This is a genomic window from Pseudomonas sp. SK3(2021), from assembly GCF_016772375.1.
GTDB lineage: Bacteria > Pseudomonadota > Gammaproteobacteria > Pseudomonadales > Pseudomonadaceae > Aquipseudomonas > Aquipseudomonas chlororaphis_I.
On record NZ_CP061943.1, the window covers coordinates 624,318 to 650,854 of the forward strand.

Annotated in this window: 26 protein-coding genes; 14 read left to right on the plus strand and 12 right to left on the minus strand. The window is 62.7% G+C overall.

The features are described 5' to 3' along the window. Positions 1 to 33: 33 nt before the first annotated feature. On the minus strand, positions 34 to 444 hold the full coding sequence (locus IF690_RS02815) for an acetyl-CoA sensor PanZ family protein (RefSeq protein WP_202698761.1): 411 nt from the start codon (positions 442 to 444) through the stop codon (positions 34 to 36). 389 nt (positions 445 to 833) lie between these two features. On the opposite strand from IF690_RS02815, the gene IF690_RS02820 reads away from it, so the two are divergent. The 7 genes from IF690_RS02820 (at position 834) to IF690_RS02850 (ending at position 6,631) form a co-directional block, all read left to right on the plus strand. Beyond that, positions 834 to 2,495: an OFA family MFS transporter gene (locus IF690_RS02820; protein WP_202698762.1), complete on the plus strand. Its 1,662-nt coding sequence runs from the start codon at positions 834 to 836 to the stop codon at positions 2,493 to 2,495. A 263-nt stretch (positions 2,496 to 2,758) separates the two neighbouring features. Further along, positions 2,759 to 3,352, plus strand: a complete 594-nt coding sequence (gene hisB / locus IF690_RS02825) for an imidazoleglycerol-phosphate dehydratase HisB (protein WP_007921806.1) — start codon at positions 2,759 to 2,761, stop codon at positions 3,350 to 3,352. Beyond that, positions 3,352 to 3,990, plus strand: coding sequence for an imidazole glycerol phosphate synthase subunit HisH (gene hisH / locus IF690_RS02830; protein ID WP_202698763.1), 639 nt, complete (start codon positions 3,352 to 3,354; stop codon positions 3,988 to 3,990). The genes hisB and hisH overlap by 1 nt, the downstream gene beginning before the upstream one ends. After that, complete coding sequence (locus tag IF690_RS02835; RefSeq protein ID WP_202698764.1) at positions 3,991 to 4,251, plus strand: DUF2164 domain-containing protein; 261 nt, start codon at positions 3,991 to 3,993, stop codon at positions 4,249 to 4,251. A 43-nt stretch (positions 4,252 to 4,294) separates the two neighbouring features. Next, a complete protein-coding gene (gene hisA, locus IF690_RS02840; protein ID WP_009041758.1) occupies positions 4,295 to 5,032 on the plus strand; it encodes a 1-(5-phosphoribosyl)-5-[(5-phosphoribosylamino)methylideneamino]imidazole-4-carboxamide isomerase in 738 nt (245 codons plus the stop codon). Between the two features lie 9 nt (positions 5,033 to 5,041). Beyond that, positions 5,042 to 5,812, plus strand: a complete 771-nt coding sequence (gene hisF / locus IF690_RS02845) for an imidazole glycerol phosphate synthase subunit HisF (RefSeq protein WP_007921812.1) — start codon at positions 5,042 to 5,044, stop codon at positions 5,810 to 5,812. A 63-nt stretch (positions 5,813 to 5,875) separates the two neighbouring features. Further along, positions 5,876 to 6,631, plus strand: coding sequence for a substrate-binding periplasmic protein (locus IF690_RS02850; RefSeq protein ID WP_202698765.1), 756 nt, complete (start codon positions 5,876 to 5,878; stop codon positions 6,629 to 6,631). Between the two features lie 135 nt (positions 6,632 to 6,766). Here IF690_RS02850 and IF690_RS02855 read toward each other — a convergent pair whose 3' ends face one another. The 4 genes from IF690_RS02855 to gpmI form a co-directional block, all read right to left on the minus strand. Next, positions 6,767 to 7,570, minus strand: coding sequence for a divergent polysaccharide deacetylase family protein (locus IF690_RS02855; RefSeq protein ID WP_252189529.1), 804 nt, complete (start codon positions 7,568 to 7,570; stop codon positions 6,767 to 6,769). A gap of 121 nt (positions 7,571 to 7,691) precedes the next feature. Next, a complete protein-coding gene (locus tag IF690_RS02860; RefSeq protein ID WP_180923728.1) occupies positions 7,692 to 9,002 on the minus strand; it encodes a S41 family peptidase in 1,311 nt (436 codons plus the stop codon). 31 nt (positions 9,003 to 9,033) lie between these two features. Continuing rightward, complete coding sequence (locus tag IF690_RS02865; RefSeq protein WP_202698766.1) at positions 9,034 to 10,320, minus strand: murein hydrolase activator EnvC family protein; 1,287 nt, start codon at positions 10,318 to 10,320, stop codon at positions 9,034 to 9,036. Between the two features lie 137 nt (positions 10,321 to 10,457). Continuing rightward, complete coding sequence (gene gpmI, locus IF690_RS02870; protein ID WP_023970071.1) at positions 10,458 to 11,987, minus strand: 2,3-bisphosphoglycerate-independent phosphoglycerate mutase; 1,530 nt, start codon at positions 11,985 to 11,987, stop codon at positions 10,458 to 10,460. Positions 11,988 to 12,137: 150 nt separating this feature from the next. On the opposite strand from gpmI, the gene IF690_RS02875 reads away from it, so the two are divergent. From IF690_RS02875 to secB, 3 genes are read left to right on the plus strand one after another with little or no spacing between them, the layout of a single operon-like run. After that, positions 12,138 to 12,551 (plus strand): rhodanese-like domain-containing protein, encoded by a 414-nt coding sequence (locus IF690_RS02875; RefSeq protein WP_023970072.1) that lies wholly within the window; start codon positions 12,138 to 12,140, stop codon positions 12,549 to 12,551. 1 nt (position 12,552) lies between these two features. Beyond that, on the plus strand, positions 12,553 to 12,807 hold the full coding sequence (grxC, locus tag IF690_RS02880) for a glutaredoxin 3 (RefSeq protein ID WP_007930824.1): 255 nt from the start codon (positions 12,553 to 12,555) through the stop codon (positions 12,805 to 12,807). 56 nt (positions 12,808 to 12,863) lie between these two features. Next, the gene (secB, locus tag IF690_RS02885) at positions 12,864 to 13,346 is read left to right on the plus strand and encodes a protein-export chaperone SecB (protein ID WP_124323308.1); all 483 of its coding nucleotides are present in this window, start codon (positions 12,864 to 12,866) and stop codon (positions 13,344 to 13,346) included. Positions 13,347 to 13,565: 219 nt separating this feature from the next. Here secB and trmL read toward each other — a convergent pair whose 3' ends face one another. Further along, positions 13,566 to 14,021 (minus strand): tRNA (uridine(34)/cytosine(34)/5-carboxymethylaminomethyluridine(34)-2'-O)-methyltransferase TrmL, encoded by a 456-nt coding sequence (trmL, locus tag IF690_RS02890; protein ID WP_007930832.1) that lies wholly within the window; start codon positions 14,019 to 14,021, stop codon positions 13,566 to 13,568. On the opposite strand from trmL, the gene IF690_RS02895 reads away from it, so the two are divergent. After that, positions 14,020 to 14,460 carry a hypothetical protein gene (locus tag IF690_RS02895; protein WP_202698767.1) on the plus strand — a complete coding sequence of 147 codons (441 nt, stop codon included), beginning with the start codon at positions 14,020 to 14,022 and terminating at the stop codon, positions 14,458 to 14,460. The genes trmL and IF690_RS02895 overlap by 2 nt on opposite strands. Positions 14,461 to 15,264: 804 nt before the next feature. Here IF690_RS02895 and ntrC read toward each other — a convergent pair. Next, the gene (ntrC, locus tag IF690_RS02900) at positions 15,265 to 16,701 is read right to left on the minus strand and encodes a nitrogen regulation protein NR(I) (RefSeq protein WP_007929941.1); all 1,437 of its coding nucleotides are present in this window, start codon (positions 16,699 to 16,701) and stop codon (positions 15,265 to 15,267) included. Further along, a complete protein-coding gene (glnL, locus tag IF690_RS02905) occupies positions 16,698 to 17,783 on the minus strand; it encodes a nitrogen regulation protein NR(II) (RefSeq protein ID WP_202698768.1) in 1,086 nt (361 codons plus the stop codon). Before glnL ends, ntrC begins: the two co-directional genes overlap by 4 nt. A gap of 586 nt (positions 17,784 to 18,369) precedes the next feature. Here glnL and IF690_RS02910 point away from each other — a divergent pair. Beyond that, positions 18,370 to 19,485, plus strand: a complete 1,116-nt coding sequence (locus IF690_RS02910; RefSeq protein ID WP_202698769.1) for a bifunctional transcriptional activator/DNA repair enzyme AdaA — start codon at positions 18,370 to 18,372, stop codon at positions 19,483 to 19,485. Here IF690_RS02910 and IF690_RS02915 read toward each other — a convergent pair. The 3 genes from IF690_RS02915 to glnA form a co-directional block, all read right to left on the minus strand. Further along, on the minus strand, positions 19,457 to 19,972 hold the full coding sequence (locus tag IF690_RS02915) for a DUF4124 domain-containing protein (RefSeq protein ID WP_202698770.1): 516 nt from the start codon (positions 19,970 to 19,972) through the stop codon (positions 19,457 to 19,459). The two genes, IF690_RS02910 and IF690_RS02915, sit on opposite strands and share 29 nt — an antisense overlap. A gap of 88 nt (positions 19,973 to 20,060) precedes the next feature. Continuing rightward, positions 20,061 to 20,615: a chorismate mutase gene (locus IF690_RS02920; protein ID WP_202698771.1), complete on the minus strand. Its 555-nt coding sequence runs from the start codon at positions 20,613 to 20,615 to the stop codon at positions 20,061 to 20,063. 143 nt (positions 20,616 to 20,758) lie between these two features. Beyond that, positions 20,759 to 22,165 (minus strand): glutamate--ammonia ligase, encoded by a 1,407-nt coding sequence (gene glnA, locus IF690_RS02925; protein WP_007929953.1) that lies wholly within the window; start codon positions 22,163 to 22,165, stop codon positions 20,759 to 20,761. A 330-nt stretch (positions 22,166 to 22,495) separates the two neighbouring features. Between glnA and thiI the strand changes: the two genes are divergently transcribed. Both thiI and typA read left to right on the plus strand, forming a co-directional pair. Continuing rightward, positions 22,496 to 23,950 (plus strand): tRNA uracil 4-sulfurtransferase ThiI, encoded by a 1,455-nt coding sequence (thiI, locus tag IF690_RS02930; RefSeq protein ID WP_202698772.1) that lies wholly within the window; start codon positions 22,496 to 22,498, stop codon positions 23,948 to 23,950. Between the two features lie 139 nt (positions 23,951 to 24,089). Then, the gene (typA, locus tag IF690_RS02935; protein ID WP_009046549.1) at positions 24,090 to 25,910 is read left to right on the plus strand and encodes a translational GTPase TypA; all 1,821 of its coding nucleotides are present in this window, start codon (positions 24,090 to 24,092) and stop codon (positions 25,908 to 25,910) included. 179 nt (positions 25,911 to 26,089) lie between these two features. On the opposite strand, the gene IF690_RS02940 is transcribed toward typA, so the two are convergent. After that, entirely contained in the window at positions 26,090 to 26,533 is a 444-nt protein-coding gene (locus IF690_RS02940; RefSeq protein WP_023970087.1) for a YkgJ family cysteine cluster protein, read from the minus strand. Positions 26,534 to 26,537: the final 4 nt, after the last annotated feature.

Consider the following 26,537-nt stretch of genomic DNA (forward strand, 5'->3'; position numbering starts at 1 on the left):
CAGGGAGTATAACGCCCCGGGCCTGGCCACTGGTCACTGATCGCTCTGGAGCACATCCAGCGGTATCTGCAGCTTGGCCGCCAGCGCCTGGGCTTCGAGGTGCCCGGCGGGGGCCAGCAGGTGCAAGGCGGCGTCATGCCGGGCGGCCATTTTCTGTGCTTCGCTCACCAGCCGCTCGGCCACGCCGCGACGCCGGGTGATCTTGCGCACACATAGCTGGGACAGGTGCCAGACGCCTGGGTGCCGTTGCAGGCGGGCGGCGCCCAGCAGGCGGTCGTTGAAGCGTCCGGCGATCAGGCTGCCGTCGCCCAGGGCGGCCTCGATCAGTTCCTGGTCATCGCGCTGTGGCGCGAACAGCCAGGGCGGGGCATCGCGGTAGATCTTCTGCAGGTCCTGCTGATCCTGATAGCTGGCTTCTTTCAGCGACTCGACAACGATGGGCATGGGGAATCCTGTGCAGAGCGAAGGAACGGCTGGCCATTATCGACAGCAGCGCGCGGGCTGGCGAGGGGCAGGCATCGCGCAGGCTTCTGTAGGCGCGAGGCTTGCCTGCGAAGCGTTCTGCCTGACACACCGCATAACGCCCATCGCCGGCAAGCCTGGCTCCTGCAGAAGCGTTACTGCCGTCTTGCGGAGCAGATGATGCGGAAAAGATGATGGCAGTTTGCTTTTTCTGTCACGAGCAAATGGTAATCTCTCGCAGTTCATCTGCCCTTCTGCGACCAAAAGTCGCACTCTATGGAGCTTCACTCGATAAAACGGCCACGTCTGCGTGCAAAGGTCGTGGGTGGGGAGTGGCCGGCGAATAATTCCAATAATTGGGGGAAACATTCATGAGCACTAGCACCGAGGCGGGCGTCATTGCCGCCCAGCCGGCGTTCTTGTCCAAAGAACGCATCATCGCCAAGCCCGGTTTCAACCGTTGGCTGGTTCCACCGGCCGCTCTGGCCATCCACCTGTGCATCGGCATGGCCTACGGCTTCTCGGTGTTCTGGTTGCCACTTTCCAAGGCCCTGGGCATTACCGCCCCGGTGGCCTGCGCCCCGGACATGAGCTTTATCGCTCAGGTCTTTTCGTCCCAGTGTGACTGGCCGATCTCGATGCTCGGCTGGATCTACACCCTGTTCTTCATCTTCCTCGGCTGCTCCGCGGCGGTCTGGGGCGGCTGGCTGGAACACGCCGGCCCGCGCAAGGCCGGTGTGGTGTCGGCGCTGTGCTGGTGCGGCGGCCTGCTGATTTCGGCGCTGGGTATCTATACCCACCAGATCTGGCTGATGTGGCTCGGCTCCGGCGTGATCGGCGGTATCGGCCTGGGCCTGGGCTACATCTCGCCGGTGTCGACCCTGATCAAGTGGTTCCCGGACAAGCGCGGCATGGCCACGGGCATGGCGATCATGGGCTTCGGCGGTGGCGCGATGGTCGGTGCGCCGCTGGCGGCGGCGCTGATGAGCCACTTCGCTTCGCCAACCGGCGTTGGCGTCTGGCAGAGCTTCCTGGTGATGGCGGCGATCTACTTCGTGTTCATGATCGGTGGCGCGCTGTCGTACCGCGTGCCGCCGACCGGCTGGAAGCCCGAGGGCTGGACCCCGCCGGCGAAAAAAACCGCGAACGCGATGATTACCCACCGTCACGTGCATGTGAACGTGGCCTGGAAAACCCCGCAGTTCCGCCTGGTATGGCTGGTGCTGTGCCTGAACGTTTCCGCCGGTATCGGCATCCTCGGCATGGCTTCGCCGCTGTTGCAGGAAGTCTTCGCCGGCAAGCTGCTGGGCAACGAACTGGCCTTCGGTCAGCTGGATGCCTCGCAACTGGCGTCGATCGCGGCGATCGCCGCCGGCTTCACCGGCCTGCTGAGCCTGTTCAATATCGGTGGCCGCTTCTTCTGGGCGTCGTTCTCCGACTACCTGGGACGCAAGAACACCTACTTCGTGTTCTTCGCCCTGGGCTTTGCCCTGTACGCGCTGATCCCGAACCTCGGGCACCTGGGCAACGTCGCGCTGTTCGTGGCGGCGTTCTGCATCATCCTGTCGATGTACGGCGGCGGTTTCGCCACGGTCCCGGCCTACCTGGCGGACCTGTTCGGCACCCAGATGGTGGGCGCGATCCACGGTCGCCTGCTGACCGCCTGGGCGGCGGCGGGCGTACTTGGCCCGGTGCTGGTGAACTACCTGCGTGAATATCAGTTGAGCATCGGCGTCGAGCGCGCCGCGGCCTACGACATCACCCTGTACATCCTCGCCGGCCTGCTGGTGCTGGGGTTCCTGTGCAACCTGCTGGTGCGTCCGGTGGCCGACAAGTACTTCATGACCGACGCCGAGCTGGCCGCCGAACAGGCGCTGGGCCATGACAAGGGCGCGGACAGCACCACCGTGCTGGAGTGGAAAGCCTCGTCCGGCAGCGTGCCGCTGGCGGTCGCCGCCTGGCTGGTGGTGGGCATTCCGCTGGCGTGGGGTGTGTGGGTCACCCTGCAGAAGACCGCGGTGCTGTTCCACTAAGCGGTGCTTGCTGTAGGAGCGAGCTTGCTCGCGATCAGTTTTGCCAGGCACCGTGTTCATTCTGTCTGAGCGCGTTGCCTGGGGACTTTTTCGCGAGCAAGCTCGCTCCTACAGAAAACGGCGGGTAGTGGCTTGTCATGACAGGTACAACCCCGGCTTTATTGGGTTGCGCCCGTCAGGATCTTGTCCTGCGTGTTCCTGTTTAGCCGCCGTCCGGCCTATAATGATCGCCTTTTTCGCCCAATGATTTTGCGGAGCTGGTGATGGCCGAACGTAAGGCGTCCGTCGAGCGCGACACTCTGGAAACCCAGATCAAAGCCTCGATCAACCTGGATGGCACCGGAAAGGCCCGATTCGATATCGGGGTTCCCTTCCTTGAGCACATGCTGGACCAGATCGCCCGTCACGGGCTGATCGACCTGGATATCGAAAGCAAAGGCGACCTGCATATCGACGACCACCACACCGTGGAAGACGTCGGTATCACCCTGGGTCAGGCCTTCACCAAAGCCATCGGCGACAAGAAGGGCATCCGTCGCTACGGCCACGCCTATGTGCCGCTCGATGAAGCGCTGTCGCGCGTGGTGATCGACTTCTCCGGCCGCCCTGGCCTGCAGATGCATGTGCCTTATACCCGCGCCACCGTGGGCGGCTTCGATGTCGACCTGTTCCAGGAATTCTTCCAGGGCTTCGTCAACCACGCCAACGTCACCCTGCACATCGACAACCTGCGTGGGCACAACACCCACCACCAGATCGAAACCGTGTTCAAGGCCTTCGGCCGCGCGCTGCGCATGGCCGTGGAGCTGGATGACCGCATGGCCGGGCAGATGCCTTCGACCAAGGGCGTGCTGTAATGCAGACGGTCGCGGTTATCGATTACGGCATGGGCAACCTGCACTCGGTGGCCAAGGCCCTCGAGCATGTCGGTGCCGGCAAGGTGCTGATCACCAGCGATGCCAATGTGATTCGCGAAGCCGACCGGGTGGTGTTCCCCGGCGTTGGCGCGATTCGCGACTGCATGGCGGAGATCCGTCGCCTGGGCTTCGACGCGCTGGTGCGTGAAGTCAGCCAGGACCGTCCGTTCCTTGGCATCTGCGTGGGCATGCAAGCCTTGCTCGACCGCAGCGAAGAGAACGATGGCGTCGACTGCATCGGCCTGTTCCCCGGCCAGGTGAAGTTCTTCGGCAAAGACCTGCATGAAGACGGCGAACACCTGAAAGTCCCGCACATGGGCTGGAACGAAGTGAAACAGGCGGTGAGCCACCCGCTGTGGCACAACATCCCGGACCTGGCGCGCTTCTACTTCGTGCACAGCTACTACATCGCCGCCGGTAACGCGCGGCAGGTGGTCGGTAGCGGTCACTACGGCGTCGATTTCGCCGCGGCGCTGGCCGAAGGTTCGCGTTTCGCCGTGCAGTTCCACCCGGAGAAAAGCCATACCCATGGCCTGCAATTGCTGCAGAACTTCGCGGCGTGGGACGGTCGCTGGTAAATGGCCGTGAAGAAATCCCGGACGCCGATCCTGACCCTCGCCCCCGAGCAGGAGAGTGAGGCCAACCGCAAGATCCAGCGTTTCATGGAAGATCGCTTCGAGCTCGAGCTGGGCTCGTTCGAGGCGGCCGAGATTCTTGAACTGTTTACCCGCGAAATTGCTCCGCACTATTACAACAGGGCGATTTTCGATGTGCAGGCCCAGCTCAAAGAGCGGTTTGAAAGCATCGAAAGCGACCTGTGGGCGCTCGAGAAAAACTGATTTCCGAGTGAAGCTGAACAATCGAATTTGAAGGTTTTGCCAGATGCTGATTATCCCCGCTATCGATCTCAAGGACGGTGCCTGTGTACGTCTGCGCCAGGGCCGCATGGAAGATTCCACGGTGTTCTCCGATGACCCGGTGAGCATGGCTGCCAAGTGGGTGGAGGGCGGCTGCCGCCGTCTGCATCTGGTCGACCTGAACGGCGCCTTCGAAGGCCAGCCGGTCAACGGCGAAGTGGTCACCGCCATCGCCAAGCGCTACCCGAACCTGCCGATCCAGATCGGTGGCGGCATCCGCTCGCTGGAAACCATCGAACACTATGTCAAGGCCGGCGTGAGCTACGTGATCATCGGCACCAAGGCGGTGAAAGAACCGGAGTTCGTTGCGCAAGCCTGCCGCGCCTTCCCGGGCAAGGTGATCGTCGGCCTGGACGCCAAGGACGGCTTCGTCGCCACCGACGGCTGGGCCGAGGTCAGCAGCGTACAGGTCATCGACCTGGCCAAGCGCTTCGAAGCCGACGGCGTGTCCGCCATCGTTTATACCGACATCGCCAAAGACGGCATGATGCAGGGCTGCAACGTTCCCTTCACCGCTGCCCTGGCCGCTGCCACCAGGATCCCGGTGATCGCTTCCGGCGGCATCCACAACCTGGGCGACATCAAGGCCCTGCTGGATGCCAAGGCTCCGGGGATCATCGGCGCCATCACCGGCCGGGCGATCTACGAAGGCACCCTCGACGTCGCCGAGGCGCAAGCCTTCTGCGACTCGTACCAAGGCTGAGGACTCCCCATGGCGCTGGCTAAACGCATCATCCCTTGCCTGGACGTGGACAACGGCCGGGTGGTCAAGGGCGTCAAGTTCGAGAACATCCGTGACGCCGGCGACCCGGTGGAAATCGCCCGTCGCTACGACGAGCAGGGCGCGGACGAGATTACCTTTCTCGACATCACCGCCAGCGTCGATGGCCGCGACACCACGCTGCATACCGTCGAGCGCATGGCCAGCCAGGTGTTCATCCCGCTGACCGTGGGCGGTGGCGTGCGTACCGTGCAGGACATCCGCAACCTGCTCAACGCCGGTGCGGACAAGGTCTCGATCAACACCGCGGCGGTGTTCAACCCCGAGTTCGTCGGCGAAGCGGCGCAGCATTTCGGCTCGCAGTGCATCGTCGTCGCCATCGATGCGAAGAAGGTGTCCGGGCCGGGCGAAACCCCGCGCTGGGAGATCTTCACCCATGGCGGGCGCAAGCCTACCGGGCTGGACGCGGTGGAGTGGGCGAAGAAGATGGAAGGCCTGGGGGCCGGCGAAATCCTGCTGACCAGCATGGACCAGGATGGCATGAAGAACGGCTTCGACCTGGGTGTGACCCGCGCCATCAGCGATGCCCTGGGCATTCCGGTGATCGCCTCGGGCGGTGTCGGCAACCTGCAACACCTGGCCGACGGCATCCTCGAAGGCCACGCCAGCGCGGTGCTGGCGGCGAGCATCTTCCACTTCGGCGAGTACACCGTGCCCGAGGCCAAGGCCTACATGGCGCACCGCGGCATCGTCGTACGGTAGCCACTGGACAGCATGGCGGGCTCGCGGCACTCTTGGGCACGCCATGGATTCCGGTAGCCCGTCATGTTCAAACGTCTGCTTCTTGTTCTTGCCAGCGCTTCGGTTCTCTTCGCCGCAGGCGCTCGCGCAGCGCAAACGCCAGGCACCTCCCTGGTGCTGCTGACGGAAAACTTCCCCCCCTACAACATGGCCAGGAACGGCAAGAACTTCGCCCAGGGCGAGAATATCGACGGCATCGCCGTGGATATCGTCCGCGAAATGTTCAAGCGTGCCGGGATCAACTACAGCCTGACCCTGCGTTTTCCCTGGGAGCGCATCTACAAGCTCGCCCTGGAGCAGCCGGGGTATGGCGTGTTTGTCATGGCGCGGCTGCCGGACCGGGAGCCTCTGTTCAAGTGGGTCGGCCCCATCGGCCCGGACGACTGGATCATGCTGGCCCGGGACGACAGCAAGATCGCCCTGCAATCCCTGGAACAGGCACGCAACTACCGGATCGGCGCCTATAAGGGCGACGCCATCGCCGAGACCCTGGCCAGGCAAGGACTCAAGCCGCTGGTGGTGCTGAGGGACCAGGACAACGCCAGGAAGCTGGTCGGCGGCCAGATCGACCTATGGGCCACCGGCGACCCCGCCGGGCGTTACCTGGCCAGGCAGGAAGGTGTGACCGGGCTCAAGACCGTGCTGCGCTTCCATAGCACCCAGTTGTACCTGGCGCTGAACAAGGAAGTGCCGGACGAAACCGTCGCCCGGCTGCAGGCCGCGCTGGACCAAATGCGCGAGGAAGGCGTGGTGGAAGAGATCATGGGGCGCTACCTCTGACCACCTCCTGTAGCCGCTGCCGCAGGCTGCGATCGACGGCGAAGCCGTCGCAGAGATGTCTCGCGTGACCTAAGAGCTGCGGCCACTACGTGACCGATCGCCGCCTGCGGCAGCGGCTACAGGGGCGGCGCGGCCTCAGCGGTAAACCCCATCCTTGCCGTGCCCCGACATCGCCCTGTTGCTGCGCACGCTGATCATCAACTCGATATCGATCCAGTCGATGCCCTGGGCCTTGAGCCTGGGCAGTTCGCGTTCGAGCACGGCCAGGGTCTGCGGGTAGGGATGGCCGATCATCACTGCCGAACCCTGCTTGTGCGCCAGGTTGATCGCGGTCTGCAACTGGTGGCCGATGGCGTCTTCGGTGCGTTCGTCGTCGAGGAACACATCGCGGGATACGCTGGCCAGGCCGATCTTCTGCGCCTCGGCGGCGGCCACGGTCTTGGCGCTGGTGCGGCTGTCGACAAAGAACTTGTGGCGGCGCTGCAACTCGGCCATCAGCCAGGCCATGGCCTGGGGCTGGGAGGTCATGCGGCTGCCCATGTGGTTATTGATGCCGCTGGTGTAGGGCACGGCCTTGAAAGCGGCGTCGAGGCGTCTTTCCAGTTCTTCGATGGGCAGCTCGGGGTGCCAGGCGAAGGGGCCGGTGGCCGGGTCCATGGGCATGTGCAGGATGACGATCTTGCCGGCGCGATGGGCTTCGCGGGCGAACTCGGCGGCGTGGGGCGTGTCGGGCATGATCGCCGTGGTCACCGGGCCGGGCAGGGCGAGTACGCGGCGATCGCGGGGCAGGCTCTGCCCGAGGTCGTCGATGATCAGGCTCAGGTAGGCTTTGCGCGGAGCGGGCTCGGCGGCCTGGATCAAGGTGAAGGCGAAAAGGCACAGAAGCCCGATGATGAGCCTCCACGACAACCGTGGGTGGGGTTGGCGTTGGTGGGTCATGGGGATTTGCAGCATAAGGTTCGGGTAAAGCCTTGGTGGGGTGTGGCGGTCATCAGGGCGCTATCGCGAGCAAGCTGCGCACCTACAGGGGAGATGGCGGGCTTGCTCGCGATGGACTCCATCACTTGCTGCGAGTGATGCTCAGGCCCTTGAGCAGGCTGAGGGCCTGGGCCAGCTGGTAGTCGTCGTCCTGCGGCATCGGCTTGGGCTTGCTGCCGGAAGCGGTCGGCTTGTCGGCGCCGCCATTGCCATTGCCCAGGTGACCTTGCAGGTCGGCTTCCTTGAAGTACTCGTTGTCCTGCGCCTCGCTGGTGATCTTGGCGCGGCGCACCTCGATGTCCGGCACGATGCCCTGGGCCTGGATCGAGCGGCCGTTCGGGGTGAAGTACAGCGCGGTGGTGATCTTCAACGCGCGGTCGTTGTTCAGCGGCAGCACGGTTTGCACCGAGCCCTTGCCGAAGCTGGTGGTGCCCATCAGCACCGCGCGTTTCTGGTCCTGCAGGGCGCCGGCGACGATCTCCGAAGCCGAGGCGCTGCCACCGTTGATCAGCACCACCATCGGTACCGCTTCGCTCTCGTCCTTGCCGGTGGCGGAGAAGCGCAGCTCGGAGTTGGCGATGCGGCCCTTGGTGTAGACGATCAGGCCCTTGGTGATGAAGTGGTCGACCACTTCCACCGCCGACTGCAGCACGCCGCCCGGGTTGTTGCGCAGGTCGAGGATGATGCCGTTGAGCTTCTTGCCGTTGTCCTTGCGCAGCTTGGCCAGGGCCTTGGAGACTTCCTCGCCGGTCTTGACCTGGAACTGGGTGATGCGGATGTAGCCATAGCCCGACTCCAGCAGCTGGCTCTTCACGCTCTTCACCTGGATGGTGGCGCGGGCCAGGGTCACGTCGAACGGCGCACCGCCGTCGCGGACCAGGGTCAGGGTGATCTTCTGGCCGATCTTGCCGCGCATTTTGTCCACGGCTTCGGTCATGCTCTGGCCGCGGGTCGGCTGGCCATTGATCTTGACGATCAGGTCGCCGGCCTGGATGCCAGCCTTGGACGCCGGAGTGTCGTCGATCGGCGACACCACCTTGATGATGCCGTCCTCGGCGCCGACTTCGATGCCCAGGCCGCCGAACTCGCCGCTGGTGCTTTCCTGCAGCTCGGCGAAGTCTTCGGGGCCGAGGTAGGCCGAATGCGGGTCGAGGTTGCTGAGCATGCCCTTGATGGCGTTTTCCAGCAGGGTCTTGTCGTCGACGGGTTCGACATAGGCGGCCTTGATCCGGTCCATGACCTCGGCGAAGGTGCGCAGCTCTTCGAGCGGCAATGGCGCCTTGGTGGTCGTGGCGGCTGTCGATTGAGCGGTTTCGGCGGCAAACGCCAGGGGCGCACCGATCACCAGAGCGATCGTCAGGGCCAGCGAGGTGAGGCGGGACAAATGCAGCATGTCGAACGAACTCCTGAATGAGATGGCGCGCTTATCCTTGCGCGCGGCACCATTGTGCCGGGTCGCTTGGGCGACCCTGCTGGCGAATAGCGAAGTACAGTGCAGGCGCGCCCTGGCCGCCACTGCTACCCACAGTGGAGATGGACTCGCCGGCCTTGACGATATCGCCCGCTTCTTTAAGCAGCGTCTGGTTGTGTCCGTAGAGGCTCAAGTAGCCGTTGCCATGGTCGAGGATCACCAGCAGGCCGGCGCCGCGCAGCCAGTCGGCGAACACGACGCGGCCGCCATGGACGGCATGCACCTGGCTGCCGGCCGAGGCGCTGATCATCACCCCGTCCCACTTGGTCCGGGCATCGTCGCCACGGCTTTCGCCGAAGCGCGCCAGCAGTCGACCATCAACCGGCCAGGGAAGTTTTCCCCGGGATGAAGCAAAAGGGCCTCCATAGGAGGCGCCTGCGCTGGAAACCAAGGGGCCGGGCGTCGCTCGGGGCGGCTTGCGCGGGCTGTCGTCGGCATTGGCCTGGGCCTCACGCAAACGCTTTTTTTCGGCTTCCTGCTGGGCGATCAGCGCTTTCTGTCGCGCTTGCTCTGCCTCTCTGGCCTGGCGGGCCAGGGTTTCCTCGATGGTTTTCAGCACCCTGCCCAGATCGGCCTGGTCCTGTTCGCGGGCCTTGAGCTTGTCGCCACGGGCCTTCACGTCGTCATTGAGCTTGGCCAGGGCCAGCTGGCGTTCCTTGCGGACCTTGTCGAGCTCTTCACGCTGGGTGTCGAGGCTGCTTTTCTGCACCAGCAGCTGGGCTTGCTGCAGGGAGATTTCCTTTTCGACATTGGCCAGCTGGCGCAGGGTCTCGTTGAAATTCTTCAACTGCTCCAGGCGGGCCTGGCTCAGGTAGTCGTAATAGGTCAGGGTACGGGCGAATTTTTCCGGGTTCTGCTGGTTGAGCAGCAGCTTGAGGTACTCCTGGCGGCCGTTCTGGTAGGCCGCGCGGGCCTGGATGGCGATCAGTCGTTGCTGTTCAATGCGCGCGCTCTGGAGTTTTTTTTTCTCCTCATCGAGACGCTGCAGCTCGGATTCGCTTTTCTTCAGCTCTTTCTGCAGGGCATCGACCTGCTTCTCCAGCTTGCCCATCTCGGTTTCGGTGCCGCGCAGGTCTTTCTGCACGCCGGATTTTTCTTCCTGCAGCTTGCCCAGCAGCTTTTTCAGCTCGGCAATGTCCTGACGCGTGGCGTCCAACTGCTGTTGGGTTTGCGCGCGCTCGTCGGCGAAGGCCGGTTGGAGCAGGCAGATCAGAGCAAGGGTAATCAGGGCGCGAAGCATAGAGGCGGGCGACACCAGGGAAAGGGACGGCCTAGTATGCCCGCCCCTCGCTGCAAAAAAAACGCCTCAAAGCCAACTGCTTTGAGGCGTTCGTCATAAAAAGCCGGTTTGCGGCCCATTATTCGGTCTTTTTGATATCAGACCAGTATCGAAGTGCCAGTCATTTCCGCCGGCTGCGGCAGGCCCAGCAACTTCAGCATGGTCGGCGCCACGTCAGCCAGGACTCCGCCTTCGCGGACTTTCAGGTTGCGCTTGCCCACATAGATGAACGGTACCGGCTCGCTGGTGTGGGCGGTGTGGGCCTGACCGGTGGCGGCATCGGACATCTGCTCGACGTTGCCGTGGTCGGCGGTGATCAGGGCTTCGCCACCGACCTTTTCCAGGGCGTCGACGATCCGGCCGATGCACAGGTCCAGGCATTCAACGGCCTTGACCGCGGCGTCGAACACGCCGCTGTGGCCGACCATGTCGCCGTTGGCGTAGTTGACCACGATCACGTCGTAGCGCTGGTTTTCGATGGCGTCGACGATCCGGTCGGTGACTTCCGGCGCGCTCATTTCCGGCTGCAGGTCGTAGGTGGCGACTTTCGGCGACGGGATCAGGATGCGTTCTTCACCCGGGAACGGCTCTTCGCGGCCGCCGGAGAAGAAGAAGGTCACGTGGGCGTACTTCTCGGTTTCGGCGATGCGCAGCTGGGTCTTGCCGTTTTTCGCCAGGTAATCGCCCAGCACGTTTTCCAGGCTGCCCGGGGCAAAGGCCGAAGGGGCCGGAATGCTCGCCGCGTATTGGGTCAGCATGACGAAGCCGGCCAGTTTCGGCTGGCGGGCGCGGGCGAATTCCTTGAAATCGTCTTCGACGAACACCCGGCTCAGTTCGCGGGCGCGGTCGGCGCGGAAGTTCATGAACACCACGGCGTCGCCGTCTTCGACTTTCACCGGCTCGCCAAGGGTGGTGGCCTTGACGAATTCGTCGCTCTCGCCACGCTCGTAGGCGGCCTGCAGGCCTTCCTGGGCGGTGGCGGCGTTGAATTCGCCATTGCCGTCGACGATCAGGTTGTAGGCCTGGGCCACGCGGTCCCAGCGGTTGTCGCGGTCCATGGCGAAGTAACGGCCGATCAGGCTGGCGATACGGCCCTTGCCCAGGGTCTTGAAGGTTTCATCCAGCAGTTCGATCGACGAGGTGGCGCTTTTCGGCGGGGTATCGCGGCCGTCGAGGAAGGCGTGCAGGTAGATCTTCTCGGCGCCACGCTTGAAGGCCAGTTCGGCCATGGCCACCAAGTGGTCCTGGTGGCTGTGCACGCCGCCATCGGACAGCAGGCCGAGGATATGCACGGCCTTGCCGGCGGCCACGGCTTTGTCCACGGCAGCGCAGATAGTCGGATTCTCGAAGAACTCGCCATCGCGAATGGCTTTGGTGACGCGGGTGAAATCCTGGTACACCACGCGGCCGGCGCCGAGGTTCATGTGGCCGACTTCGGAGTTGCCCATCTGGCCGTCCGGCAGGCCGACATCCATGCCCGAACCCGAGATCAGGCCATTCGGCACGCTGGCGTACAGGCGGTCGAGGACCGGCTTCTTGGCCGCATAGATAGCGTTGGATTCGTGGCTCTCGCTGTGACCGAAGCCATCCAGAATCATCAGGACCAAAGGTTTAGGCGTGGTAGTCATAGATTCCACTCGTGGCTGGATTGGGAGATGTTGAAAAAAGGGAGTGGCAGTTTAAAGCGAAGTTCCGGTGGCGTCACCGCCGGGCGGGGTTTGGCCGACCCGGAGGGCTGTGTATACTGGCCGACATTTTAACGCCCTGGAACCTCCTTGATGGTTGCTCACCTGATTCAATTCGCCACTGAACACTACTTGCTCGTCGGCGCCTTCGTCATCTTGCTGGCTCTGTTGATCGCTCACGAGTTGAGCCGCGGTGGCCGCAGCCTCAGCACCCGTGAACTGACTGCGCTGGTCAACAGCGAGCAGGGCGTGGTGATCGATATCCGTCCGTCCAAGGAATTCGCCGCGGGCCATATCGTCGGCGCGTTGAACATCCCTCAAGACAAACTGGCCGCCCGCGTGGGCGAGCTGGAAAAGCACAAGGCCAAGACCATCATTCTGGTCGACGCCCTGGGTCAGCACGCCGGCACCCACGCTCGCGAGCTGATGAAATCCGGCTTCACCGCCGCCAAGCTGTCCGGTGGCGTTGGCAGCTGGAAAGCCGACAACCTGCCGTTGGTGAAGTGATATGGCTGCCGTCGTCGTCTATTCCAGCGATTACTGCCCCTACTGCTCGCGGGCCAAGTACCTGCTCGAGAACAAAGGCGTAGCCTTCGAAGAGATCAAGGTCGACGGCAAGCCGCAGGTTCGCGCCGAAATGGCCCAGAAAGCCGGGCGCACGTCCGTGCCGCAGATCTGGATCGGCAGCACCCATGTGGGCGGTTGTGACGATTTGTTCGCCCTGGAGCGCGCCGGCAAGCTCGACGCGCTGCTCGCGGCCTGACTGACCACCCAAGATCAGCAAACCCTACATGACCCCGAGATCAAGAAGGATCTGAGATGACTGACCAACAGAACACCGCTGCGACCGAAGACGAATCCGCACCGCAATTCTCGCTGCAGCGCATCTATGTGCGCGACCTGTCTTTCGAAGCTCCGAAAAGCCCGGCGATCTTCCGCCAGCAGTGGGAGCCGAGCGTCGGCCTGGACCTGAACACCCGCCAGAAGGCGCTGGAAGAAGGTTTCCACGAAGTCGTGCTGACCCTGTCGGTCACCGTGAAGAACGGTGAAGAAGTAGCGTTCATCGCCGAAGTGCAACAGGCCGGTATCTTCCTGATCAAGAACCTGGACGACGCTTCGATGAGCCACACCCTGGGCGCGTTCTGCCCGAACATCCTGTTCCCGTACGCTCGCGAAGCGCTGGACAGCCTGGTGACCCGCGGTTCGTTCCCGGCCCTGATGCTGGCTCCGGTGAACTTCGACGCGCTGTACGCGCAAGAGCTGCAACGCCTGCAGGCGGCCGGTGAAAACACCGTTCAGTAAGCCGCTGGGTTCCATGAAAAAAGCGCCGTTTCAGGCGCTTTTTTCATGTTCGGGCCCAAGGTTTCGAGACTGATGTCGATACCGGCGCCGAACCTGTAGCCGCTGCCGAAGGCTGCGATCGCGACCGAAGGGCGCGCAGGATCTCAAGATCGCTGAAGGCCTTCGGCCTTATCGCAGCCTGCGGCAGCGGCTACAGGGAGTGGCGCGGAAGTGGGTGGTTTATTTGAACCCCAGCTGGCGCCAGGCTTCGTAGACGGCCACCGCCACGGTGTTGGACAGGTTCAGGCTGCGGCAGCCTTCGCGCATGGGCAGGCGCAGGCGTTGTTCGGCGGGCAGGGCGTCCAGCACCTCGGCGGGCAGGCCGCGGCTTTCCGGGCCGAACAGGAAGGCATCGCCTTCGGCGAAACTGGCATCGTGGAACGGCCGCGAGCCCTTGGTGGTAAAGGCGAACAGGCGCGGGTGGCCTAGGCTTTCCAGACAGCTGGCGAGGTCGGCATGGCGTTGCAGGGTGGCATACTCGTGATAGTCGAGGCCGGCCCGGCGCAGGCGCTTGTCGTCCATTTCGAAACCCAGCGGCTCGATCAAATGCAGGTGGCAGCCGCTATTGGCGCACAGCCTGATTACGTTGCCGGTATTCGGCGGAATTTCTGGTTGAAAAAGGATGACGTGAAACATGCACGGCTCCGAAGAAAAAGACAGGCCGCATTCTACGCCTGAAGCGGACTTCAGGCCGAAGCTAATGCTGCGGGTGTTCGGCTCGCTGGCGATCTTTGGCGTGATGGTCGGGCTGATGATCGGTCGCCTGACGACCCCGGACCCGATCGAGTTGCAGGAAGTGCAGGTCCGGCCCAATGCCCTGGTGGTGTGGTTCAACAACGAGCCCAAGGTCCATGGCGAGCACATCGACGGGGCCGTGGCGCTGCTGTTCGAGGCCAAGGGGCGGGCGCAGAAGGGGCAGTTGAAGATCAACGACAAGGATGCCAACTGGCGGCTGCGGGCGGTTGAGGAAGGGTTGCTGCTGAACGTGGTCGCGGCGCGGGCGCTGCACGGCGAGTGGTCGGGCAGCGAGGTCGACGGGCGCTGGCGCCTGGAGCTCCAGCTGCGCGAGGAATAAAAGAGGGGATTCCCGGCCTGCCTGTACCAAGGTCCCCAAAAGCGTGAGGGCGGGGCGCTGATCGCGCCGGGCCCGGTGTAAAGAGGGGAAGCCCCGGCCTGCCTGTACCAAGGTTCCCAAAAGCGTAAGGGCCGCGCTGATTGCGCGGGCCCGGTGTAAAGAGGGAATCCCCGGCCTGCCTGTACCAAGGTTCCCGAAACGGCTGGGGCTCGTCGCTGAAAGCGTGATGAGCCCGGGTGTTAAAGAGGGAATCCCTGGCCTGCCTGTACCAGGGTTCCCCAAACCGGGTGGAACCCGTCGCTACGAGCGGTAGGGGTTCCGGGTGTTAAAGAAGGGGAGTCTCGGCCTGCCTGTACCAAGGTCCCCAAAACGGGTGAGTGACTGCACTCGTGATCTTGTCTTTGCAGGGGGCGTGCCAATTCTGGCTTAAACGGTTAAGCGAATTTTCAAGGAAAGCTGAAAGCCCCGGTTTACGGGGCTTTCAGCTTTCTGTGGATTCGTTCTGGCGAGAAAAATCCAGGCCACATGCGATGAAATCCAAGGCCCGGCCACGCATTCCGGCAGTGCAGGCTCACCATTGCGGTGCACAAAAAGCATCGCGGGCAAGCCCTGCTCCCACGACCGCATCTGTAGGAGCGAGGCTTGCCCGCGATTGGTCCTGCCATTCGATACAGCACGAATGCCTTGCGCCGTAGCCGCTGCCGAAGGCTGCGATCGCGACCGAAGGGCGCGCAGGATCTCAAGATCGCTGAAGGCCTTCGGCCTTATCGCAGCCTGCGACAGCGGCTACAGGCTTACAGTGGCTCAGCCCTCGTCGCTGTCGTCGTCATCCCCGCCGTCGACCTTCATCCCCAACTCCTTGATCTTGCGCGTCAGGGTGTTGCGGCCCCAGCCCAGCAGCACGGCGGCATCGCGGCGGCGGCCGGCGGTGTGCTTGAGGGCGGTCTCGATCATGATCCGCTCGAAGCTCGGCACCGCGCTGTCCAGCAGGCTCGACTGGCCGCGCGCCAGGGCCTGGTCGGCCCACTGGCGCAGGGCCTGTTCCCAGTTGGTCACTGGCGCCGAATCCTGCGGCAGGCTCAGCAGCTCCGGCGGCAGGTCGCTGATATGCACCTCGCGACCCGAAGCCATCACGGTGATCCAGCGGCAGGTGTTCTCCAGCTGGCGCACGTTGCCGGGCCACGGCAGGTTCTTCAGGTATTCCTCGGTCTCGCTTTTCAGCAGCTTGGGCTCGACGGCCAGCTCCTGGGCGGCGCGGCTGAGGAAGTGCTTGGCCAGGGTCGGGATGTCTTCGCGACGGTCCGACAGGCGCGGGATATGGATGCGGATCACGTTCAGGCGGTGGAACAGGTCCTCGCGGAACTTGCCGGCGTGTACCAGGGTTTCCAGGTTCTGGTGGGTCGCGGCGATGATGCGCACGTCGACCTTGACCGGCGTATGCCCGCCGACCCGGTAGAACTCGCCGTCGGCCAGCACCCGCAGCAGACGGGTCTGGGTGTCGGCCGGCATGTCGCCGATCTCGTCGAGGAACAGGGTGCCGCCGTCGGCCTGTTCGAAGCGTCCGCGCCGCAGGTTGGCCGCGCCGGTGAAGGCGCCTTTTTCATGGCCGAACAGCTCGGACTCCATCAGGTCCTTGGGGATCGCCGCCATGTTCAGGGCGATGAACGGCGAAGCCGCCCGCGGGCTGTGACGGTGCAGGGCGTGGGCCACCAGCTCTTTACCGGTACCCGACTCACCGTTGATCAGCACGGTGATGTTGGAGTGGCTGAGGCGACCGATGGCGCGGAACACCTCCTGCATCGCCGGCGCTTCGCCGATGATTTCCGGGGTGCGGGCCAGCGCGGGGATCACCTCCAGGCCCTGCTGCTCCTGGGCGTGCTGGTTGGCGCGCTTGACCAGGGACACCGCTTCGTCGACATCGAACGGTTTGGGCAGGTACTCGAAGGCGCCGCCCTGATAGGAAGCGACAGCGCTGTCCAGGTCGGAGTGCGCGGTCATGATGATCACTGGCAGGCGCGGGTGCTGCTCGCGGATCCGCGCCAGCAGGTCCAGGCCACTGGCGCCGGGCATGCGGATGTCGGAGATGATCACGTCCGGCTGCTGGCGGGCCAGGCGACTCATCACACCATCGGCGCTATCGAAGCTCTGGGTGGTCATGCCTTCCTGTTGCAAGGCTTTCTCCAGAACCCAACGGATAGAACGGTCGTCATCGACGATCCACACGGTTTCACTACGGCTCATGTCGATGGGGCTCCTTGTTCCAGTGGCAGAAAGATCGAGAACGTGGTGTGGCCGGGATGGCTGTCACACTCGATCAGGCCCTGGTGCTGGCTGATGATGTTCTGGGTAATGGCCAGGCCCAGCCCGGTACCGTCCGGACGGCCGCTGACCATGGGGAAGAAGATGGTTTCCTGGAGTTCCGCGGGGATCCCCGGGCCGTTGTCGATGATTTCGATCTTGGTCACCAGGCGGTGGCGCACGTGGCCGATGGTGAACTGGCGCATGGTGCGGGTACGCAGGCAGATGCGGCCCAGGCGCAGCTCGTTCTGGCTGCTGATGGCCTGCATCGCGTTGCGCACGATGTTGAGCACCGCCTGGATCATCTGTTCGCGGTCGATCAACACATCGGGAATGCTCGGGTCGTAGTCGCGCACCAGGGTGATGCAGCCCTGGCTTTCGGCCTCCACCAGGCTGCTCACGCGCTCCAGTACTTCGTGCACGTTGCACATGGCCAGCGACGGCAGCTTGTTGGAGCCGAGCATGCGGTCCACCAGGTTGCGCAGGCGGTCGGCCTCTTCGATGATGACGTTGGTGTAGTCCTTGAGGTTCTCGTCCGGCAGTTCGCGGGCCAGCAGCTGGGCGGCGCCGCGAATCCCGCCGAGGGGGTTCTTGATCTCGTGGGCCAGGCCGCGCACCAGCATCTTGCTGGTTTCCTGCTTGGACAGCTGGGCCTCTTCCTTGGTGATCCGCAGCAGGCGGTCGCGGGGGTGGACTTCGAGCAACAGCAGGGTGTCGCCATTGCTCAGGATCGGCGTCACGGCGTAGTCGACGGTCAGGGTCTGGCCGGTCAACGCGGTGAGCATGGCTTCGCGCTTGGTGAACGGGTGCGCCTGTTGCACCGCCTGGCGCAAGGAGCTCAGGGCTTCGGCCGATTCGGTGAACAGTTCGCTGATGAATTGCCCATGGCTGCGCTGGCCGCTGATGGCCAGCAACATCTCCGCCGCCGGGTTCATGTACTCAAGGCGCAGGTCGGCGTTGAGCAGGATAGTCGCGGTGGTCAGGTTGTCGAGTAGCAAGCGGTGCAGTTGATCGCTGATGGTCATGGGTAGGTGTTGACCTCTTTTGAAACAAGGCAACCCCGGGTCGGCCCAGAATTGCGCGCGCGAATAAGGCGCTGATATCGAGAAAATGCAAAAACCAAACCAAGGCTCCGAAAAGAAGCGCTCGAGCCCTGAAACAGACGTTTAAAGTTCTCTTTCGCAGCGTTTTGCCGGTTGCGCTGGGTACTTTCGAACCAAAATGGGTTGCAGATAGATCAAGGTGCAGCTTGATGCACCAATATAGTGCGATTTACCCGAGACCGCGCTAAAGAATGGTCAGCCGTGCGCCGGGCCAAAATTCGCGGCGCGGGCACAAAGGCCCGCCTGCTGGAGGGCCTGGAAGAATGCGGCGGATGGCGTCTCAGTGGGCGGGGTGGGCGTCCTTGTCGATACCCGGTTGCAGTGTGGACGTTGGCTTGGGCGTGGCCATGGTGATCGAGCGCGCCTGAGCCTGATTAGCAGCCAGCTCTGTTCCACGCCGGGCGCAAGCTGGGGCAGCGTTGGCGAATCAACGCCTGATTTGCGGCGGCATCCGCTGTGGCGCTGCTCTACAGTGCACAGACATTCCCCTCTGCTGCTGGAGACGGCCATGGACAACGCCCCCTTGCTGTTCCAACTGCCCGACGACGACACCCTGTACCGCGCCTTGCTCGATCGCGATCCGGCCTATGACGGGTTCGCTTTCGTCGGGGTCAAGAGCACGGGCGTGTTCTGTCGGCTGACCTGCGCGGCGCGCAAGCCCAAGCGCGAAAACACGGTGTTCTTCAGCTCGATCAAGGCCTGTGTCGAGGCCGGTTTTCGTGCCTGCCTGCGCTGCCGTCCGTTGGCGCAGACCGGTGCCCAGGAGCCCTTGGTCAAACAACTGCTGACCTTGCTGGAAAACAATGCCGACAAGCGCTGGTATGAAGGCGACCTGATCGAACTCGGCCTCGACCCTTCCACAGTGCGCCGGGCCTTCAAGCGCCACTTCGGCGTGACCTTCCTGGAAATGGCCCGGCTGCGGCGGATCGGCGAAGGCATGCAGCAACTGGCGGGCGGCGCCAGCGTGATCGATGCGCAGATCAGCGCCAGTTTCGATTCCGACAGCGGCTTTCGCAGTGCCTTCGCCCGGCTGCTCGGCCAGCCACCGTCGAACCTGCGCGGCCGCGAACTGCTCAAGGCCGACTGGCTGCAAACCCCGATCGGCGTGATGCTGGCGGTGGCCGATGCGCAGGCCCTGCATCTGCTGGAATTCTTCGACCGCCCGGCCTTGGCCACTGAGCTGAAGCGCCTGCAAGAGCACACCGGCTCGACCATCGGTTTCGGGCGTTTTGCCCCCATCGATCAGATCGAGAGCGAGCTGCGGCGATTTTTCGCCGGGGAGTCGGCGAGCTTTGCCACGCCGTTGGCGCTGAATGCTTCGCCCTTTACCCGCACGGTGTGGCAGGCCCTCAGGTCGATACCTCCAGGTGTGACCCGCAGTTATGCCGAGGTGGCGAGCAGCATCGGTTCGGCCTCCGCCGTGCGGGCCGTGGCCCGGGCCAATGGCGCCAACCAGATCGCCATCGTGATTGCCTGTCACCGGGTGATAGGTTCCGACGGTTCGCTCACCGGTTATGGCGGCGGGCTCTGGCGCAAACGCTGGCTACTCGAACATGAGCGGCGCCTGTATTCGCAGATTCAGGCGCGACAACACCTCAGGGCCGATGAACCCGTTGCAGGGTGAAGGTCAGCGGCGGGCTTTGCTGCACCACCCGCTCGCCATCGAGCACTTGCACCGCCAGGCGGTGCTCGCCGCGATCGATGTTCACCAATTGCAGGCTCGGCAGGTTGCCGGGCTGGCCGTAAGGCTGATCGTCCAGCAACAGGCGCAGGCGATGCTCGTTGAGCAGGGGCGGTTGCAGGCGCACCTCGACCTTGAAGGTGCCGTTATTGGCGCGCACCACGCCGCCATCCGCTACGCCGCTCAGCTCCAGGGTGGTGTAGGCCGGTGCGCGGGAGGGGGGCGTTTGTACTGGATCGACGCCGGGCGGTGTGAACGGCCTGGGCGCCTCGATGCGGTTCAGCGGCGCCAGCTCGACGGCCTGGCCGGGCACGCCGGCCGGCGGCTGGTCGCTGTAGGCCGTGTTGCCGTGGGCGTCAGTGTAGCGGTAGATCTGCGCGGCGGCCGGCAGGGCGGCCAGCAACAGCAGGTAGAGACAGTGCACACGCATGGCGGCTTTCCTGGGTGCTTGGGTCGGCGGCTTCAAGGATGAAATTGCCTCCAGCATAGAGCCGCGGACCGGCCCCGGGTTCGCCGCTTCAACCTTTGAACACACAAAGCTCGGCGATGGCGCGGATCAGTGCCAGTTGGCGCAGTGGTGCCCGATCAGCTCCGTGGGTGGCCTGGGCCAGCCACTGTGGGCACTGCGGGTCGTTGCGGTGGGGGCTGAAATCCGCCAGTTGCTGCAGCAGGCGTTTTTGTAACCGGTCAAGTTGCGGGCGGATCTGCCCCACCAGGTCCGGGCGCGGTGCGTTCGGTGCCTGGGCTTGTAGGGTCCACTCGGATAGATGGGCGTACTGCACCAGCTTGTTGGCCTCGATCTGCGCGGCGAAAAACTGTTCCACCGCCGCGCCGTCGAGTTTATAGGCCGGCGCCTGGGCCACCGCGCCGGCAATCACCTCACGCTCGCGCGGGCGATCTTCCACCGGTTTGTGGCTGTCCCATTTGCTCAGGGCCACCTGGTCGGCGATGGCCAGGCGTTCTTCGATGCTGGCCAGCAGTAGGACCAGGCTGGCCGGCGCTGGGGCGGCCTGGGCCGTTCCGGCGAGGAGGGCGGCGGACAGGGCAAGGCAGATTTGCAGGGGGGACGGCATGGCGGGCCTCGGTCGGGAGCGATGGTGTTGATATTCCAGGCGCGCACTATCGCAAGTCATCCGGCCAATGGGCAAAAAAAAACCCCGAGCTCTTTCGAGCCGGGGGCTTTTTCATTCACGCCGCGTGGGGCGGCGCTACCGGATCAGCAGCTGTAGTACAGCTCGTATTCCAGTGGGTGTACGAAGGTACGGACCTTGATTTCTTCTTCGCTTTTCAGGGCGATGTAGGCGTCGATGAAGTCGTCGCTGAAAACGCCGCCTTTGGTCAGGAACGCACGACCTTTGTCCAGCTCTTCCAGGGCTTCTTTCAGGCTGCCGCAAACTTGTGGGATCTCTTTCGCCTCTTCAGGCGGCAGGTCGTACAGGTTTTTGTCAGCGGCGTCGCCAGGGTGGATCTTGTTCTGGATACCGTCCAGGCCGGCCATCAGCAGGGCAGCGAAGGCCAGGTATGGGTTGGCAGCCGGATCCGGGAAACGGGCTTCGATACGGCGGGCTTTAGGGCTCGACACGTAAGGGATACGGATCGAAGCGGAACGGTTGCGAGCCGAGTAGGCCAGCATTACCGGAGCTTCGAAGCCTGGTACCAGACGCTTGTAGGAGTTGGTCGAAGGGTTGGTGAAACCGTTCAGGGCCTTACCGTGCTTGATGATGCCGCCGATGAAGTACAGGGCGGTGTCGGACAGGCCGGCATAACCTTCGCCAGCGAAGGTGTTCTTGCCATCCTTGGAGATGGACATGTGCACGTGCATACCCGAGCCGTTGTCGCCGTACAGAGGCTTGGGCATGAAGGTAGCGGTGCGGCCGTAGGCATCGGCCACGTTGTGTACGCAGTACTTCAGGGTCTGAACTTCGTCGCCCTTGTTGACCAGGGTGTTGAACTTCACGCCGATTTCGTTCTGGCCGGCAGTCGCCACTTCGTGGTGGTGAACTTCGATGACCAGGCCCATTTCTTCCATGGCATTACACATGGAGGTACGGATTTCGTGGTCGTGGTCGAACGGAGGAACCGGGAAGTAGCCGCCTTTGACGCCTGGACGGTGGCCTTTGTTGCCGCCTTCCACGTCCTGGTCGGACATCCACGAGCCTTGCTCGGAGAAGATCTTGAACATGGAGCCGGAGATGTCGGACTTGAACTTCACTTCGTCGAAGATGAAGAACTCAGGCTCTGGACCTACGAATACGGTGTCGCCGATACCGGTGGACTTCAGGTACTCCTCGGCACGCTTGGCGATGGCGCGTGGGTCGCGATCGTAGCCCTGCATGGTCGAAGGTTCGATGATGTCGCAGACCAGGATCAGGGTCGGCTCTTCGGTGAACGGGTCCAGGACGGCGGTTTCGTCAACCGGCATCAGGATCATGTCGGAGGCTTCGATGCCTTTCCAGCCAGCGATGGAGGAACCGTCGAACATTTTGCCGATTTCGAAGAAATCGTCATCCAGCGCATCACGGGCCGGCATGGTCACGTGGTGCTGAGTGCCTTTGGTGTCAGTGAAGCGCAGATCAATCCATTTGACGTCATGATCTTTGATGAGTTGAACCGACTTCGACATAGTGTCCTCCGGGTGGCTTCGGGCGAGTGTTGGTGTGCCCTTAGAATGTGGGTGATGCCGGCGCAGATACTCTGCCATGGCAACCTGCCTCACAAGGGAGCAAATTGCATGCCAGTGCCCTGAGTTGGGTTTTATGCCCCAAACTCACGCATTCCAGGCGGTATTTGGCCCGGAAGGGCAAAATCGCGCACCGCAATGTTGCGACTTTCTCTCTGCATGATCCATTTTGGTGCACTAAAAACCGAGTGCACATTAATTGGTTAAACCTTGAGCAATTTCCGCTATAATCCGCGCCCCCCTTTTTCGGCTGGCCCAGCGCGCGCTGTTTTCATGAAACTAATCGTTAAAGTTTTCCCGGAAATCACCATCAAGAGCCGCCCGGTACGGACGCGTTTCATCCGTCAGTTGGCCAAGAACATCCGTGCTGTGCTCCGCGACCTGGACCCGGCTGTGGTGGTCAATGGTGTGTGGGACAACCTCGAGCTGGAAACCGCCGTCAGCGAGCCGAAAGCCTTGAAGGAGATGACCGAGCGCCTGAGCTGCATGCCGGGCATCGCGCATTTCCTGCAGGTCGATGAATACCCGCTGGGCGACTTCGACGACATAGTCGCCAAGTGCAAGCAGCACTTTGGCGAGGCCCTGGCGGGGAAAGTTTTCGCCGTGCGCTGCAAGCGCGCCGGCAAGCACCCATTCAGCTCCATGGATGTGGAAAAATACGTCGGCAGCCAGTTGCGTCGGCAGTGCGGCGCCGCCGGAATTTCCCTGAAAGAACCGGAAATCGAAGTGCGGATGGAAATTCGCGACCAACGGTTGTTCGTGATCCACAGCCAGCACAACAGCATTGGCGGTTATCCGCTGGGCGCCCTGGAACAGACCCTGGTTTTGATGTCCGGCGGTTTCGATTCCACGGTGGCGGCCTACCAGATCATGCGTCGCGGCCTGATGAGCCACTTCTGCTTCTTCAACCTGGGCGGGCGTGCCCACGAATTGGGCGTGATGGAAGTCGCGCACTATATCTGGAAGAAGTACGGCAGCTCCCAGCGCGTGCTGTTCGTCAGCGTGCCGTTCGAGGAAGTGCTCGGCGAAATCCTCGGCAAAGTCGACAACAGTCATATGGGCGTCATTTTGAAGCGTATGATGTTGCGTGCCGCGTCGAGCATCGCCGACCGCCTGCACATCGACGCACTGGTCACCGGCGAGGCAATTTCCCAGGTGTCGAGCCAGACCCTGCCGAACCTCTCCGTCATCGACTGCGTGACCGACAAGCTGGTGCTGCGCCCGCTGATCGCCAGCCACAAGCAGGACATCATCGACCTGGCCAACGAAATCGGCACCGCCGACTTCGCCAAGCACATGCCGGAGTACTGCGGGGTCATCTCGGTGAACCCCAAGACCCACGCCAAGCGCCATCGCGTGGAGCATGAAGAGAAAGAATTCGACATGGCGGTGCTCGAGCGTGCGATCGAGCGGGCCAAACTGGTGCCGATCGATCGGGTGATCGACGAACTGGGCCAGGATTTGCAGATCGAAGAAGTCAGCGAGGCGCTGGCGGGGCAGATCGTGATCGACATCCGGCATCCGGATGCTCAGGAAGACGACCCGTTGGAGTTGGCTGGCATCGAGATAAAAGCGCTGCCGTTCTATGCATTGAACGCACGCTTCAAGGAACTGGACCCTACTCGCCAGTACCTGCTGTATTGCGACAAAGGCGTCATGAGTCGCCTGCATGCTCACCATCTGCTCAGTGAGGGACATGCCAATGTGCGCGTTTATAGACCGAGCTAAGTGCCCGGGGCTGTTTGCCTGTGGCTTGCGTCACCGGCCCCCCGACGCCACCGTCAAGCTGTAACGGCCTTGCCGGACTCTATTGTTAATCGCTGCCAGCAGTTGTCAGCACACCGAATCCTCTGATCGAGATACACAAGTGATCGAAAATCTACGCAACATCGCCATCATTGCTCACGTTGACCACGGTAAAACCACCCTGGTAGACAAACTCCTGCGTCAATCCGGCACTCTGGAGCGCAACGAGCTCAACGACGAGCGCGTGATGGACTCCAACGACCAGGAAAAAGAGCGCGGTATTACCATCCTGGCCAAAAACACCGCCATCAACTGGAACGGCTACCACATCAACATCGTGGACACCCCGGGCCACGCCGACTTCGGCGGCGAAGTCGAGCGCGTCATGTCGATGGTCGACTCCGTTCTGCTGCTGGTCGACGCCCAAGACGGCCCTATGCCGCAAACCCGTTTCGTGACCAAGAAGGCTTTCGAAGCCGGCCTGCGTCCGATCGTGGTGATCAACAAGGTCGACCGCCCAGGCGCGCGTCCTGACTGGGTTCTGGACCAGATCTTCGACCTGTTCGACAACCTGGGCGCCACCGAAGAACAGCTGGACTTCAAAGTCGTCTACGCCTCGGCCCTGAACGGCATTGCCGGTCTGGACCACACCGACATGGCCGAAGACATGACCCCGCTGTACCAGTCGATCGTCGACAACGTTCCGGCTCCAGCCGTTGACCGTGACGGTCCGTTCCAGATGCAGATCTCCGCTCTGGACTACAACAGCTTCCTGGGTGTGATCGGCGTTGGCCGTATCGCTCGCGGTCGCGTCAAGCCGAACACTCCGGTCGTCGCTATCGACACCGAAGGCAAGAAGCGCAACGGCCGTATCCTGAAGCTGATGGGTCACCACGGCCTGCACCGTGTGGACGTTGAAGAAGCCGCTGCCGGCGACATCGTCTGCATCAGCGGTTTCGACGAGCTGTTCATCTCCGACACCCTGTGCGATCCGACCGCGGTCGAAGCGATGAAGCCGCTAACCGTCGACGAGCCGACCGTTTCCATGACCTTCCAGGTCAACGACTCGCCATTCTGCGGTAAGGAAGGCAAGTTCGTGACCAGCCGTAACATCAAGGAACGTCTGGACAAAGAGCTGCTGTACAACGTTGCACTGCGCGTTGAAGAAGGCGACTCGGCCGACAAGTTCAAGGTTTCCGGCCGTGGTGAGCTGCACCTGTCGGTACTGATCGAAACCATGCGTCGCGAAGGTTTCGAAATGGGCGTTGGCCGTCCTGAAGTGATCATCCGTGAAGTCGACGGCGTGAAGCAGGAACCGTTCGAGAACGTCACCATCGACATCCCTGAAGAATCCCAGGGCAAGGTCATGGAAGAAATGGGCCTGCGTAAGGGCGACCTGAGCAACATGGTTCCGGATGGCAAGGGCCGTGTACGCCTGGAATACAACATTCCAGCCCGTGGTCTGATCGGTTTCCGTAACCAGTTCCTGACCCTGACCAACGGTGCAGGCATCCTGACCTCGATCTTCGATCGCTACGCTCCGATGAAGTCCGGCCACATGTCCGGCCGTCAGAACGGCGTACTGGTTTCGGTCGAGACCGGCAAGGCCCTGACCTACTCCCTGGAAACCCTGCAGGCGCGCGGCAAGCTGTTCGTCGAGCACGGCCAGGAAATCTACAACGGTCAGATCGTGGGTCTGAACAGCCGTGACAACGACCTGGGCGTGAACCCAACCAAAGGCAAGAAGCTCGACAACATGCGTGCTTCGGGCAAGGACGAAACCATCGCCCTGGTTCCGCCGGTTCGTTTCACCCTGGAACAGGCCCTGGAATTCATCCAGGACGACGAGCTGTGTGAAGTGACGCCTAAGTCCATCCGTCTTCGCAAGAAGATCCTGGACGAAGGCGAGCGTACCCGCGCTGCCAAGAAAGCCAAGAACTGATTTTTTAGTTCAGGCTGAATGAAAACGCCCCCGGTCGAAAGGCCGGGGGCGTTTTTTTTGATCTGCGAAAAAGGTGGCGATGGGGCGGACATCATCGCGAGCAAGCTCGCTCCTACAGGGGGGGCGTGATTATTGTAGGAGCGAGCTTGCTCGCGATCGGCCGCATCGGCGGTTGCTGATCAGAAACGTTCCAGGGTCCGGCTACTGGTGTTGGTCGGGCGCTCGACCGGCTTGGGCTTGTACGCGCAATAGCCCGGACGCGGGCCGATCTTCGGGTGGTTGCGGCAGGTGTCCGGGCGCTTGTCATAAATGGTGCACAGGCGGCTCTTACGATCCAGGTACAGGCAGTCGTTGTTGCTCATGCGCTGCAGGGTGAAGATCTCGGACTTCTGGTTGTAGCGCTCGACGATGCCTTCCTTCTGCAGGCGCTTGGCGATGTTCTTCGCCGGCTCGCCGCGCTCGAATTCGTCGACGATGCCGATGCGGATCAGATCCTTGATCTTGACCTCCACCGGCAGGGTGCAGCAGCTGGACATGCAGGAGCCGCACATGGGCGCGGAATACTTGGCCCAGGTATCGAGTCGGTCGATTTCCGCGGCGGCGATCAGGTTGGACTTCATCAGGCTT

Bases quoted from the DNA above. Each gene is read 5' to 3' on its own strand.
- IF690_RS02920 (WP_202698771.1), bottom strand. From the start codon at position 20,615: ATGCCGTCCCCCCTGCAAATCTGCCTTGCCCTGTCCGCCGCCCTCCTC.
- glnA (WP_007929953.1), bottom strand. From the start codon at position 22,165: ATGTCGAAGTCGGTTCAACTCATCAAAGATCATGACGTCAAATGGATT.
- grxC (WP_007930824.1), top strand. From the start codon at position 12,553: ATGGCTGCCGTCGTCGTCTATTCCAGCGATTACTGCCCCTACTGCTCG.
- IF690_RS02910 (WP_202698769.1), top strand. From the start codon at position 18,370: ATGGACAACGCCCCCTTGCTGTTCCAACTGCCCGACGACGACACCCTG.
- IF690_RS02850 (WP_202698765.1), top strand. From the start codon at position 5,876: ATGTTCAAACGTCTGCTTCTTGTTCTTGCCAGCGCTTCGGTTCTCTTC.
- IF690_RS02855 (WP_252189529.1), bottom strand. From the start codon at position 7,570: ATGACCCACCAACGCCAACCCCACCCACGGTTGTCGTGGAGGCTCATC.
- IF690_RS02820 (WP_202698762.1), top strand. From the start codon at position 834: ATGAGCACTAGCACCGAGGCGGGCGTCATTGCCGCCCAGCCGGCGTTC.
- hisH (WP_202698763.1), top strand. From the start codon at position 3,352: ATGCAGACGGTCGCGGTTATCGATTACGGCATGGGCAACCTGCACTCG.
- secB (WP_124323308.1), top strand. From the start codon at position 12,864: ATGACTGACCAACAGAACACCGCTGCGACCGAAGACGAATCCGCACCG.
- hisA (WP_009041758.1), top strand. From the start codon at position 4,295: ATGCTGATTATCCCCGCTATCGATCTCAAGGACGGTGCCTGTGTACGT.
- IF690_RS02815 (WP_202698761.1), bottom strand. From the start codon at position 444: ATGCCCATCGTTGTCGAGTCGCTGAAAGAAGCCAGCTATCAGGATCAG.
- glnL (WP_202698768.1), bottom strand. From the start codon at position 17,783: ATGACCATCAGCGATCAACTGCACCGCTTGCTACTCGACAACCTGACC.
- hisB (WP_007921806.1), top strand. From the start codon at position 2,759: ATGGCCGAACGTAAGGCGTCCGTCGAGCGCGACACTCTGGAAACCCAG.
- IF690_RS02915 (WP_202698770.1), bottom strand. From the start codon at position 19,972: ATGCGTGTGCACTGTCTCTACCTGCTGTTGCTGGCCGCCCTGCCGGCC.
- hisF (WP_007921812.1), top strand. From the start codon at position 5,042: ATGGCGCTGGCTAAACGCATCATCCCTTGCCTGGACGTGGACAACGGC.
- thiI (WP_202698772.1), top strand. From the start codon at position 22,496: ATGAAACTAATCGTTAAAGTTTTCCCGGAAATCACCATCAAGAGCCGC.
- ntrC (WP_007929941.1), bottom strand. From the start codon at position 16,701: ATGAGCCGTAGTGAAACCGTGTGGATCGTCGATGACGACCGTTCTATC.
- IF690_RS02865 (WP_202698766.1), bottom strand. From the start codon at position 10,320: ATGCTTCGCGCCCTGATTACCCTTGCTCTGATCTGCCTGCTCCAACCG.
- IF690_RS02835 (WP_202698764.1), top strand. From the start codon at position 3,991: ATGGCCGTGAAGAAATCCCGGACGCCGATCCTGACCCTCGCCCCCGAG.
- IF690_RS02875 (WP_023970072.1), top strand. From the start codon at position 12,138: ATGGTTGCTCACCTGATTCAATTCGCCACTGAACACTACTTGCTCGTC.
- IF690_RS02895 (WP_202698767.1), top strand. From the start codon at position 14,020: ATGCACGGCTCCGAAGAAAAAGACAGGCCGCATTCTACGCCTGAAGCG.
- trmL (WP_007930832.1), bottom strand. From the start codon at position 14,021: ATGTTTCACGTCATCCTTTTTCAACCAGAAATTCCGCCGAATACCGGC.
- IF690_RS02860 (WP_180923728.1), bottom strand. From the start codon at position 9,002: ATGCTGCATTTGTCCCGCCTCACCTCGCTGGCCCTGACGATCGCTCTG.
- gpmI (WP_023970071.1), bottom strand. From the start codon at position 11,987: ATGACTACCACGCCTAAACCTTTGGTCCTGATGATTCTGGATGGCTTC.